The organism is Paenibacillus yonginensis, assembly GCF_001685395.1.
GTDB classification, from domain to species: domain Bacteria; phylum Bacillota; class Bacilli; order Paenibacillales; family Paenibacillaceae; genus Fontibacillus; species Fontibacillus yonginensis.
On sequence record NZ_CP014167.1, the window covers coordinates 4914152 to 4927117 of the forward strand.

The 12966-nt window shown below is 51.1% G+C and carries 10 protein-coding genes; all 10 read left to right on the forward strand.

The window, feature by feature from the left end; genetic code table 11:
• The 10 genes from AWM70_RS22175 (at position 1) to AWM70_RS22220 (ending at position 12958) form a co-directional block, all read left to right on the forward strand.
• Positions 1-1266 (forward strand): polysaccharide deacetylase family protein, encoded by a 1266-nt coding sequence (locus AWM70_RS22175; RefSeq protein ID WP_083180494.1) that lies wholly within the window; start codon positions 1-3, stop codon positions 1264-1266.
• A gap of 108 nt (positions 1267-1374) precedes the next feature.
• On the forward strand, positions 1375-2355 hold the full coding sequence (locus AWM70_RS22180) for an AAA family ATPase (protein ID WP_237167785.1): 981 nt from the start codon (positions 1375-1377) through the stop codon (positions 2353-2355).
• On the forward strand, positions 2352-3578 hold the full coding sequence (locus tag AWM70_RS22185; RefSeq protein ID WP_068700104.1) for a DUF58 domain-containing protein: 1227 nt from the start codon (positions 2352-2354) through the stop codon (positions 3576-3578). The genes AWM70_RS22180 and AWM70_RS22185 overlap by 4 nt, the downstream gene beginning before the upstream one ends.
• Positions 3559-6138, forward strand: a complete 2580-nt coding sequence (locus tag AWM70_RS22190) for a DUF4129 domain-containing transglutaminase family protein (protein ID WP_068700106.1) — start codon at positions 3559-3561, stop codon at positions 6136-6138. Before AWM70_RS22185 ends, AWM70_RS22190 begins: the two co-directional genes overlap by 20 nt.
• A gap of 84 nt (positions 6139-6222) precedes the next feature.
• Complete coding sequence (gene guaA, locus AWM70_RS22195) at positions 6223-7761, forward strand: glutamine-hydrolyzing GMP synthase (RefSeq protein WP_068700108.1); 1539 nt, start codon at positions 6223-6225, stop codon at positions 7759-7761.
• A gap of 159 nt (positions 7762-7920) precedes the next feature.
• Positions 7921-8877 carry a tyrosine-type recombinase/integrase gene (locus AWM70_RS22200; RefSeq protein WP_068700110.1) on the forward strand — a complete coding sequence of 319 codons (957 nt, stop codon included), beginning with the start codon at positions 7921-7923 and terminating at the stop codon, positions 8875-8877.
• A complete protein-coding gene (locus AWM70_RS22205) occupies positions 8874-9071 on the forward strand; it encodes a hypothetical protein (RefSeq protein WP_068700112.1) in 198 nt (65 codons plus the stop codon). Before AWM70_RS22200 ends, AWM70_RS22205 begins: the two co-directional genes overlap by 4 nt.
• Positions 9068-9247 carry a hypothetical protein gene (locus tag AWM70_RS22210; protein WP_068700114.1) on the forward strand — a complete coding sequence of 60 codons (180 nt, stop codon included), beginning with the start codon at positions 9068-9070 and terminating at the stop codon, positions 9245-9247. The genes AWM70_RS22205 and AWM70_RS22210 overlap by 4 nt, the downstream gene beginning before the upstream one ends.
• Positions 9248-9569: 322 nt before the next feature.
• A complete protein-coding gene (locus AWM70_RS22215; RefSeq protein ID WP_068700116.1) occupies positions 9570-12326 on the forward strand; it encodes a DNA primase family protein in 2757 nt (918 codons plus the stop codon).
• Between the two features lie 305 nt (positions 12327-12631).
• Positions 12632-12958, forward strand: a complete 327-nt coding sequence (locus AWM70_RS22220; RefSeq protein WP_068700118.1) for a hypothetical protein — start codon at positions 12632-12634, stop codon at positions 12956-12958.
• The last annotated feature ends 8 nt before the right edge of the window (positions 12959-12966 follow it).

Here is a 12966-nt window from a genome sequence, read left to right on the forward strand (position 1 = left end):
ATGTATAGAAAGTCCTGGAAAATTATAATAGCGGCTGCCTTATGGCTGGCTGCGGGGGTTCTTGTTAACACCCTGTCACCGTCAGTCTCAGCGCAAACAGCCAAGCAAGCGCCAAACGCTGCCGAGCCGCCAACGGCCCAAGCGTTCATTCCCGAGTCCAAGTCCACATCCACGTTCAAATCCGCAGTCCCGGCCAAAACGGTCTATCTTACCTTTGATGACGGTCCAAGCCGTCTTACGGCCAACGTGCTGGATATTTTAGACAAGTATCAGGTTAAAGCGACTTTTTTTGTGCTGGGCCAGCAGGCGCAGCGTTCACCGGAACTGATCCGGCAGATCGCGGAAGGCGGGCATGCGCTGGGCAACCATACTTATGATCATGATTATGATAAGCTCTACCACAATTTTAGCGATTTTTGGGGACAAATCAAACAAACGGAAGAGATCCTCCGCGGCATTACCGGTAACCGGCCTCAATGGATCAGGGCTCCGGGCGGAACGTACGGGCATTTTGATCAAACTTATTTCGATTTGCTGGCTCAAGCCGGCTATAAAGTGTTTGACTGGGATGTGGACAGCGGGGATTCCGAGCGGAAGGGTGTGCCGGTCTCCGAGATTATAAAGAAGGCGACGGATACCGGCGGCCTGAACCAGATCGTGCTGCTTATGCACGACGGCTCGGGACATGACAACACGGTAAAAGCACTGCCGCAAATTATCGAATATTACAAAAATAAAGGTTTTGCTTTTGCGGCGATTGGACCGGATACGAAACCGGTGCAGTCTCCTGTTTCGAAACATCTGCCCCAGGGCCGCCCGGCTCCAAGCAAGGCGTGGATCGCTGAGCATATTGCCCCCAATGCAGCTTTGTTCAATCGCAAGCTGCTGCCGCTCGAGGTTTCAGCGGGAGGTGTGCAGACGGTGCTCGCCGCGGGCGAATATGAATGGCAGGGCGGACATTTCCTTGTACCGGTTCGCGCTTTGATTGAAAGGCTGGGAGGGACGGCCATGTGGGATCCAAATAAACGGCGGGCAAAAATAGAGTGGGGCGAAGGGGAACTGCTGCTGGTTCCCGAATCCGGTGCTGTGCTGCGCGGGGGAGAGGGTTTCCAAGGCTGGCAAGGCCGGCCGGCTGATGAAGGGACCCTGATGCGGATGACGAGCGGCACGATCTGGATTTCCTTGCGAGGTCTGCTGGACGGACTGGGGCATTCCGTGCAGGAGGTTAACAAAACGGAGGCCCAGTGGGAGGTCAAAGCCTCCTAAACGATACGAGAGTCTGCGGGAATCTATGAATCGAGGTCTATTTTTTGCGGGAATGGAGAGAATGGCTGATAGATTGTTTCTTCTGATATAGGAAAGGAGATATCGGCCATGTCCTCTTCAATGCTTCATGAACATGCTTATACGCTGCTGCAGCGTTTCGCGGACCGACTGGATCAGATTATCGTCGGAAAAAGAAAAGAAATCGAGCTTACCCTCCTCGCCATGCTGAGCGGCGGCCATGTACTGCTCGAAGATGTGCCGGGTGTCGGGAAAACGCTGCTTGTCCGCGCGATTGCCAAAGGCATCGGCGGCTCTTTCGGGCGAATTCAGTTTACCTCCGATTTGATGCCGGCGGATATAACGGGAGTGTCCATCTACAGGCCCAACAGCGGCGAATTTGAATTTCGGCCGGGCCCCATTTTGTCTAATGTCATTCTGGCTGACGAGATCAACCGCGCTGCTCCGCGGACTCAATCCGCCTTGCTCGAAGCGATGGAGGAACGGAAGGTAACGGTGGACGGCGTCAGCCGCAGACTGCCGGAGCCGTTCCTGCTGCTGGCGACACAAAATCCTTTGCATTTCGAAGGGACTTACCGGCTGCCGGAAGCGCAGCTCGACCGCTTCCTTATGCGGATTTCGCTAGGGTATCCAAGCGTGGAGCAGGAAGTCCGCCTGCTGGGGCTGCAGGAGCAGCATCCCCTGGAGCGGATGCACCCGGTCCTGCTGGCAGAGGAAGTGGCAGCCATGCAGCGTCAGGTACGGACTGTGACGGTGGATGACAGCGTTAAACGGTACATGGTGGCGATAGCCGATGCTTCCAGACGGCATTCCGGCCTGGCGCTGGGCATCAGCCCGCGGGGAACGCTGGCCTGGATGACGGCCGCTCAGGCGTCAGCGTACTTCAAAGGGCGGATGTACGTCCTGCCGGATGACGTCAAAGCAGTTGCGGGCGCCGTTCTGCCGCACCGTCTGCTGCCGTCTGCGGAAGCCAGGATGTCGGGCAGAACGGCGGAAGAGCTCGTCCGCGAACTGGTGCTGGGCACGGCAGTGCCGGTAAGCAGCCGGGCTGCGGCCGGAGGCGCATCATGAAAGCGGCCGGGGTTTGGGCGGCCGCTGGTTTGGTTTGGGCGCTGCTGTTGGGGATTCTGGTTTGGCATGGAGGCCGCACGGCGCTTTTTATGCTGGCTGTGCTGACGTTTATTTTGCTCCAGGGGGCGTGTGCCCGTTGGCTTGGACCCAAGCAGGTGTTCATCCGCCGTGAATATTCGGCGGTTATGCCGGTGGCAGGAGAGCGGATCGGCATGAGGCTGGTCGTAAAGATGAAGGGCGGTCTGCCGCCGGTCTGGCTGAAGCTTCGCGATGAGTTCGGCGGAGAAGCGGCTGAATACGCTGAATTTGCCGGGTTCCGCCGGCATCTGGTGATCGAAGCTCCGCCCCGCAGTTTGCCACGCGGCATCTACGGGCAGGAGAAGTTAACTGTCAGCCACAGCGACCTGTTCGGCTGGTTCAGCTATAAACGCCCGAGTACGGTCAGCGGACTGCTGCCCGTATTGCCGGTTCCGGCTCCGGTTGCCGGCGGCGAGCTCCGGGGAGAAGGGCAGGAGCAGGAAAGGCGCGAAAGTGCCGAAGAACGGTTGGTTCCGACCGGTCAGCCGGGAGGGTCGATCCGCGGTTATCTGCCGGGAGATCCTATGAAGGCTATCGACTGGAAAATCTCTGCCCGGCGCGGCGAATGGGCGGTTCGCGCCCCGGAGAAGGAGGAAGCGCTCGTGTCCATCGTGCTGCTGGTCACGGAGCGCGATGCTTACGAGGGGGGGCCGAGGAAGCAGGAATGGCAGCCCGGCAGGGGCGGACGTTTGGACGCCGCCGCCGGGCCGCCAGCGGCCGCGCAAGCCTTTGAAGCCGCCGTATCGGCGGCGGCCTATCTGCTCGCGGAAGCGGCCGCCCAGGGCCATGCCGTCATGTTCCGGCATGGCGGCATGGACCGGCTGTGCAGGTGGAACCCGCACAGCCTTGGGGAAGAGGGCCCGGCTGGACTCGCCGGGCTCTCCCTTGGCGCCGGTTCATGGTCCGGCGCGGAGATGCTGGCAGCTGCGGTGCGCGGCTGCCCGGGGGTGCCGGTGACGGTGATCACCGGCACAGCCGATTCACGCCTGCTGGACGTGAATCGGCAGCTGGCCGAATGGGGGGCCTCCATTCGGCTCTTGTCCTGCGGCCTGTTGGAGACCGGCACCGGGAATGCCGGTGCCCCGGTCCGCCAGGCCGTGCCGGCCGGAGAGGAGGCGAAGCAGGATGCGGACGTTTCGGCATAAAGCTCATCAGGATAAGGCGCACCAGTTCGAGGCGCACCAGCTTGAGATGCTCCAACACCGGGCGAGCCAGGAGGGCGATGCAAATCGCCTCTCTTTGTTGGCGCGTATTCAGGTTCGCCTCTCTTCGCAATGGCTTGCCGGCTTCTGGGCTTCGCTGCTGCTTTACGGCCTGTTTCTGCAGTGGCTTGAGCCTTTGCGGATTCTTGGCGGGCCGGATAGCCGGGCTTATTATACGCTTCTTGCCTTGTTAACCGCAGTTATTCTGCTGATCGGCTGTTTAGGACTGCCGCTCTGGATGACCTCGGTGTTGGCTTTGGCCGCGCTTGTCCAAGCGCTGGTATATCTGAATGGAGAAGGCGAGGGGTGGAGCTGGCTTGCCGGATACGCGCCGGTTTTGCTGCATGATGCTGCTGTCTGGGCGGGCACCGGAAGCATGGCGGACATCAGCCAGGCCTCGCGGGTGCTGGTGCTGCTGACCGGATGGATTTTATTGGTTTTGTCGGTCCAGCTGCTTGCGATCCATCGGCACACGGTATTGCTGTTTCTTTCGATTACCGTCATTTATTTGTTTGCTTTTGATCTGACGGCAGGACTTCAATTGTTCTGGCCGGTAGTATGGGGGTTTGGACTGGGTTTGGTTTTGCAGTTCAGCGTGGTTTATTTCAAACATGCGGCTGACCGGGAGCGTCAGGCCATTGAGGGATCGGGATCGGGCTTAGCGCGATATGCAGATCCCGATGATGCTGATCTTGATAAGCCCGGGCAGCTGTTTTCGCAGCAGCGCAGACCCGCTTCCTACCGGGTTCTTATGGGATTGGGAGGATTTATTGTTGCCTTTGGAATCGGGTTGTCCCTGGCGGCGGCTTTTGTTGTTCCTGTCAAACCGGCTCAGGCCGTGGACTGGGGGCAAGCTTTCGACAGCATGGAGACATGGGCCGAACCCAAGGACGGCAGGGGAAGCGGTTACTCCGTAACGGGGTATGGAGGCAATGACGAAGAATTAGGGAGCCCGCTGAAGCTGCGGGAGGATGTATTTTTTACAGCTGAATCCCCGCAGCGGACCTATTGGCGGGGGGAATCCTTAAGTTATTATGACGGGCGCGGCTGGACAGAGCCGGATCCTTCTATTTCGCCTTCTCTTTCAGCTAATGCTTCAGGCGTCGCCGCTTGGCCTGCCGAAGAAGCCGCAGATGGCGACATGCAGGATGGGGCGGCAAGCCGTCCTGACCGGACTGCCATTCAAACCATCACCTTTGCCGAACCCCAATACGGGATGGTTCCTCTGTTCGCAGGGGGAGATTTTCTGGCTGTCCGCCAGGTAAATACGGAGCTTACAGCAGCATCCCCGGTACATCCCGCGGCAGGTCCGGCTTATACGCTGCTTAAAGATCCGGTATCCGGCTCGGCCTATTTGAAGATGTCTACGGCAAGCGATGCCATTAGGAGTTATAAAATTTCAGCGGTTCTGAAACCGGAGACGTCATCCGGGGCGCCGGCGGCCGATTCGAATGCGACAGGCAAGGCCGGGGCGGATCCTTCTGAAATCCGGTATGAATATCTGCAGCTGCCGGCAACCCTTCCGGATAGGGTGCGGGATTTGGGGCAGTCGATCGTGTCCGGAGCGACCAGCCGTTATGAAGCGGCCAAAGCGGTCGAGACTTATTTGAGAAACAACTACAAATATACGTTAAACACGTCTATCCCGGCGGCGGGCCATGATTTTGTAGAGGATTTCCTATTCCGGGAGCGTGCGGGATACTGCGACCATTTTTCCACGGCTATGGTGATTCTGCTGCGGAGTCAAGGCATCCCGGCCCGCTGGGTAAAAGGTTTTGCGCCTGGTGAACCTGACGGCTCCGGTCAATATACCGTCCGCTACGCAGATGCTCATTCCTGGGTAGAGGTTTATTTTCCGGATCAGGGCTGGCTTCCCTTTGAGCCTACACCGGGTTTTACAGGAGCTTTTGGCGGAGCAGCTGAGGGTTCCATCCATGCTGAGCAGGGACAGCAGCCCGTAGGGTCTCCAGCTTTGAGTAGGGTGCTGGGCGCTTGGCTGCCAAACGTTACAGCTGTTTTTGCCGCAGCTTTAATCAAAGTTTGGCCTTTGGCAGAACGGACGGGCGATATGTTTAACCATTATCAAACGGTAATCGTGGCCGCAGCTGCTCTTCTGCTGCTGGCGTTCGTCTTCCTGGGGATGGGCAGGAGCCTGGCCGGAAACGGAGGTCTTGTCCGCAGAAAGCCGCGCAGCAGGCCGCATTCACAGGTCTTTTTCAAACGGGGAACTTTGACAGACGAACGACATTTCCCGGGAAAAGTCGAGCTGCTCCGCTCCGCAGATGCGGCCTGGGCAGCAATGCACAGACGGTATGGCAAGCTCGCAAATGGAGCGACTGCAAGGGAATACGCGGAAGCTTTGCAGCGAAAGCTGGATGAGTCCGGCAGAGCCGAAATGGAGCAGTTTATGAGCGTTTGGGAGCCGCTTTATTATGGAGGGGATTTGCCGGATCGGCAGACAACCAGAAGATTTTTGGATACCTGCCGGAAATTGGATTCATGATAAGGAGAGGACCCCTTGAACTTTCTTGACGTTGTCTTTTGTCGTTGCGTATAATGGGTCTCAAGAATTGAGGGAGGCTCGGAAATGAATAAGCCAAATGAAATCATTGTCGTCCTGGATTTCGGGGGACAATATAATCAGTTAATTGCAAGACGTATCCGCGATCTTGGGGTATATAGCGAACTGCTGCCGTATAATACGCCAGTAGAACGTATTAAAGAAATCGCACCAAGAGGCATCGTGTTCTCCGGCGGACCATCCAGCGTGTACGGCGTGGATGCCCCGCATGTAGACCCGGCGATTTATGACATTGGAGTTCCAATTTTCGGCATTTGCTACGGGATGCAGCTTATGGCCCAGCAATTGAACGGTAAAGTAGAACGTGCGGCTAAACGGGAATACGGCAAAGCTGATGTCGATTTCGTCCCTGACTCGGCTTTGACCAAAAACCTGGATTCCAGACAAACGGTTTGGATGAGCCATGGGGACCATGTTGTGGCGCTGCCTGAAGGTTTCAAGGTTGCCGCTTCGACAGACCATGCTCCGATTGCTGCTTTCAGCAATGACGAGCGTAAAATGTATGGTGTGCAGTTCCATCCGGAGGTCCGCCACTCTGTGTACGGCAATGAAATGATCCGCAATTTCCTTTATGAAGTCTGCGGCTGCGAAGGCAACTGGAGTATGGAAACCTGGATTGAAGATACCATTCAGGACATTCGCAATCAGGTCGGCGACAAGAAGGTCCTGTGCGCATTGAGCGGCGGCGTGGATTCGTCCGTTGTAGCCATGCTGATTCATAAAGCGATTGGCGATCAACTGACTTGTATGTTCATCGACCATGGTTTGCTGCGCAAAGGCGAAGCCGAAAGCGTAATGGAGACTTTTGTCGGCAAGTTTGATATGAAGGTTGTGAAGATTGACGCTAGAGAACGTTTCTTGTCCAAGCTGAAAGGTGTGGACGATCCAGAGCAGAAACGTAAAATCATCGGCAACGAGTTCATCTACGTCTTCGATGAGGAGTCCGCGAAATTTGACGATTTTGCTTTCCTGGCTCAAGGCACCCTTTACACGGATATCGTGGAAAGCGGCACAGCTACGGCGCAGACCATCAAATCCCACCACAATGTGGGCGGCCTGCCTGAAGACATGAAATTTGAACTCGTAGAGCCTTTGAAAACACTCTTCAAAGATGAAGTTCGTAAGGTGGGCGAGGAATGCGGCCTGCCGAAGGAGATCGTCTGGAGACAGCCGTTCCCGGGTCCGGGCCTTGCGATCCGTGTGCTTGGCGAAGTAACGGAGGACAAGCTGCACATCGTGCGCGAGTCCGATTACATCCTGCGCGATGAAATTGCCAAAGCCGGTCTCGACCGTGAAATCTGGCAGTATTTCACCGCTTTGCCAAACATGAAAAGCGTTGGCGTTATGGGTGACGCCCGTACGTATTCCTACACCGTCGGCATTCGTGCTGTAACGTCCATCGACGGCATGACCGCCGACTGGGCGCGTATCCCTTGGGACGTGCTGGAGAAAATCTCCGTGCGTATCGTGAACGAGGTGGAGAATGTCAACCGCGTGGTATACGACATTACGTCGAAGCCGCCGGCGACGATCGAGTGGGAGTGAATTGGATTGAAATGATGTAGTCAAATGCCGAAAAGCCTTGATACATAAGGGTTTCCGGCGTTAGCTACATGATGATTTCCAGTTGACGTGCAACTATAGAGTGTTAAAAATTACTCTCTTTTATCTGCGTTGTTCAGCAAATAGAAGGGAGTATTTTCTATGACCAAAATCAAGGAATTGATTCAGGATTTCAAGCTCAACCAAGAAATTTTGGGCCGTGTGAAAAGGTACGTTGATTTGTGTATGTTCCGCTTATACCGTTGGGAAAGGTTTATGGAGAAAGAATTAGGGATTGTAGAAGTGGAGGATGTAAGTCAGCTTCACATCAAAAAGTATATTCAAGAGCGGCAACGTTTAGGGCGTGAAGTGAACCGGACATTAAATAACAACCTCGCTACCCTGAAGGTATTTTTCCAATACCTTGTTGACGAAGAGTTTATCGACGAGCAGAGCAATCCGATGCGCCGTATCAAGAATCTCAAGGAAGAGAAGACCGTTATTGTTACATTTAACGACGAAGAAGTGTCGCGGATTATCAATGACCTGAAAGAAGAGACATACTCCAACGTCAGGGATAAGCTGATTCTCATTATGCTTTTCGATACAGGGGTTCGGGTTTCTGAATTGTGTAACATTAAGAATGATGATGTGGCGAGAAGGCATATTCTTATTCACGGTAAAGGTTCCAAGCAAAGACTGGTTTATATCAGCAATATCATGCGAAAGTACATGAGAAAATACGAAGCATTGAGACAGGAGCGTTTCAAGAAAAGAGAACGGGACGAGGTTGAGGACTATTATTTTCTCGATCAGTCGGCAATCAAGCTTTCACGTTCACGCATTAATAAGATTCTCAAAGAACATTGCAGAAATGCCGGGGTTAGAAAAGAGGTTAGATGCTCTCCGCATGATTGCCGTCATTACTTTGCGCAGAAGCAATTAAGAAATGGAATTGATGTCTACAGCCTAAGTCGCCTGATGGGGCATTTCGATACACAGATCACTTCAAAATATTTAAGGGGGCTTGAGCAGGAGGACATCCTGAATATTGGACGGCTAAATAGTCCGCTGAACGGGTTGAAGATCAAGCAAGGTTCAATGGAGGGGAGAAAATGAGAAGACTCCTCAATCTTGAACTGGACGATGCAACTACCCAAAGGCTGCTGGAAATCGCCAGAGGGCATTGTAAGCTTGTTCTTGAGTACGGTGATAAAAGTACCCCAACCCACCGCCGCGAGGCCATCAAGGGGGAAATTGAGGCTCTCAGAGCGGAAAGGGAATCGATTCTGGATTTGGAGGGGATGAAATGAGGCCCATCCAAGGCATGATTGATCTTGAAACTATTGAAATTTTTCTTGAAGCTGCTGAGGAGCGACTGAAGATCAAGTCGTTGACGATTTATGAAAGGTTTTTTCTGTACGGCATGATTACAGCATATCGCGATTTTCTCGAAAATCACAAAAGGGCATGGCGTACTATGAAATAGAGCGGAATAAAAAGCGAACGGAGAAGGATTGCCGTTCGCTTTTTAACATTTGCAAAAGTTGACAATGAGGCAAGGAGCTTGATACGATGTGTACGTGACTGTATGTTGAAAAATACAAAATCGTATTTTTAACTCAGTTCTTCACATCGCGTTACCTTGTAAAATAGCGATATGCCCACTACTACCACAAAACCACAATAAATCATAATCCAATTGTCCCTCGAAGATTACCGTGTTTCCGCTGAATCATCATGCATCCTCAAATTCCATTATTTTACCACTACACCCTCGGCAATGCACATCAAGCGAGAGGATGGTAAAAATGGAGTCCATTCAGTCAAACTCCCTTACTGAAGAAGAAAATCTATTCCAGTTGATCGATTATTTTCAAAGAGTATACGGCAATTATAGCAAGAAGGATGCTTGTCTGGTCATCTCCGGGAAGAAAGGCGATTCCAAAAGCCTAAGTCTTTCAGAAGCGTTTTTGTATCCTTCGGAATTATCGCGAATGGCTGAGTTCGTTTACACAAAGCGGAATTTCTATAGCCTTTATGTCGGGATTGCTTTGCAAGACAAAGCAAAGATTGCTGGCGGCAGGGGAACTGCCGATACGGCTGTAGCTGTTCCAGGTTTCGGAGGAGATTTTGACTATTTCCAGCCGGGACATCATAAAGCGGCAAGTATCTTTCCTTCCAAGGAAGCGGCGTTACAGCTGATTGAGAAGTTTCCGTTCTCGCCAAGTCTCTTGATTCATTCTGGCGGCGGATTCCAGCCACAATGGCTATTTACCGATTTGTACCTGTTCGATCATCCAGATAAACGAGTGACTTATCAAAAGGTCAGTTCCCGACTTCAAAAGTGGTTCCGACAGCAAGCTCCTGACGTAACCATTGATAATGTGGGAAACTGCGCTCAACTGTTTCGCATACCCTTCACCAAGAATTTTAAAGTGCCTGATCAGCCTAAAACGGTGGAATTGGTTTATTTTAATGAAAACCGGTATTCGTTTGAAGAGATAGCGGCATGGTTAGATGAGCAAGAAACGGCTGGTTCCAAAGCTGCTCTGAAATCTCAAAGTAATCATGCGAAAAATAACCTCGCAGACGCAAATAAGATTATCCCTAAGTGCGGCTTTATGAAAGAGGTCACGGAAAACCAGGCTCATCAAACGGAGCCGCAATGGCTAAGCATGGGTTCGATTCTTGTCCATTGTGAGAATGGCAAGGAGTTGATTCATAAGTTTTCGAAGCAGTATCCCGGCTACAGTCGGGAAGAAACGGAACAGAAGTTTGCACGGTATTGGGATGAACGTGACGATGCCGATTCGCGTACATCCGTTTTCCGTCCGCATACCTGTGAGCATATCGAGTCGGTTTCCGGCGCATGTCAGACTTGTCCTTACTTGGGAAAGATCAAATCTCCGATTGCTTTGGGCTATGCGAAGCCCGAACCAGAAGAGAGCATTGCGATGATCAAGGTTGCCATTGAACAGTTCCGTGAAGCCGCAGAAAGCGGACAGAGGCCGGATGATGATGTTTTGGTAAATTTGGATGTATTCGAACGAATTATAGAGCTTGAGAAAAACGTTGAAACGATGGTAAAGGCGGCTTCGCTGGAAAAGGAAATCGCTCAGCTTGTTAGTTTGGGGAAACGAGGTTTGCAGCAGTACAAGAAAAGCCTGAAGATCGAACGACTTAAATCAAGCGAACATGCAGATAGTCAATCCCCAAGCCGCTTTTTCCTTCCCAACATCAACGGGTTTTTAGAGTTTAAAGCAGCTTTGGTGGCGAAAGAAATGATGCAGGAGCAGTATTTTGCTTATGAAAATCAAACCTATCTGTACCAGAACGGTGTTTACACGACTGAAGCTGTGGACAAGGCTATTGATTCGATGATTATGAAAAAACTCGGTGACGATTTTACGGCTAGACGGCAAAGGGATGTGAAGTTAAACCTTGATGCCCGCATCTATGATGAATGCCGAGTCGAACGTGAAAGTTCGTCGGCCGAATATAAAATGCGGTTCGTGAATGTCAGAAACGGCTTATTAGACTGGAGAACGGGAGAACTGTTTCCCCATGACCCCAAGTTTTTTATGAAAAATCAACTGCCGGTAAGGTGGAATCCCAAAGCAGATCGATGGCTTGCGGCCAATTTTATTCATTCCGTGGTTCCCGCTGATACAGTGCCGTTGATAGAGGAGTGGTTAGGATACTTGCTCATACCTACAGTAAAGTATCAGAAGATGCTATTGATCAAAGGCAGTGGGAAAAACGGGAAGTCCAAGTTCCTGAATTATTGCAGAGAGCTACTAGGAGATGCCAACGTATCCTACGTAGAGTTAAAAGAGTTTGAAGAGAATCGCTTCAAAGCGGCGCAGCTTAAGGATAAGCTCGCCAATATCTATGCAGACATTAGTTTTAAGCGGCTGGCATCAACCCACATGATTAAGAATTTGGTAGCCGGTGACGAAATATCGGCTGAAGAGAAAGGGGAACGGGCTTTCCCACTGCGCTCTTATGCGAAGCTTATGTTCTCCGCTAACGATTTACCTGCGAGTTCAGATACAACCGATGGCTTTTTTCGTCGTTTTTTCATCGTACCGTTCAATAAAAAATTTACCAAGGATAATGAAGATGTTGAACTTGACACGAAGCTTGGTTCGACTCCATATTTAGAGTCCTTGTTAGTATTGGCGGTTGATGGCCTGCGGCGGCTTGAAGCAAATAAACGATTCAGTGAAAGTGAATCGGTCAGAAAAGAGATGGAAATCTTCGAATATGAGAACAAGCCTGTGGTTCAATTCCTCGAAGATGAATGCATTTTGCATGATAATCGGGAAGATCGTACAAACAGTGTATCCAAGGAAAAACTGTTTACGGCTTACCGTAATTGGTGCGAACGAACAGGAAGAAGCATTATGAATACCACCAATTTCTTCAAACAGCTTTATAGAGAGACAGAAATCACTCGAGAGAAACATGAATTCCAGCCTCGAATTAACGGAAAGCAGATTCGTTATATTTCTGGAATCACACTTCAGGAGGAAGAAGAGGACGAAAATCCGTTTGATCTGTAAGTGAATCAATTGGAAAGCAGCGGCGAGGCCATTACTGGCTTCGCTGTTTCTTTTTCGGAAACTGCAATGTTATGGGCTTCTGACTGTTCCACCGTCAAAAGAAACAACTGACACAACCAAAAGATTAAATATATTGTTATAAAGAATTTTATTCTGTATAGGTGTTCCCTTTGATAATAAAATAACGAGAATAGGATTTGCGGTGAAACTAGTTGTTTAGTTGCATCTTCCTTGAACATGCTCGAACTGGAATCTTTATACAAGTCCGTGATATAATCATAACAAAATGTCTGGGGTGCTTAAGAATGAGCAAAGAACTCATTGAAAGAGGACGTCATAAAGTGGGAAAAAGCCTTATGGCTCATCATATAAAAGAAGGTATTCCGGAAAAAATACTTGAAATAGTAGGAGCGACAGAAGCGGAGTATTTTGGAACAACGGAACTTTCTTATTTCGAGAGGGATAGGGAGATAAATCAGTTCAAGTTCTACCGATATGAAAATTTTGAATTAATTAACTGTAGTTACGGTGCTGCAGTAAATACGATGGAGTACCTATCTGAGAAAATTTTTATTTTTAGTGAAGAACCTGAGGAAGTTATAAAGTATTACGTCGCTGAGATTATAAACTAACTCCTACA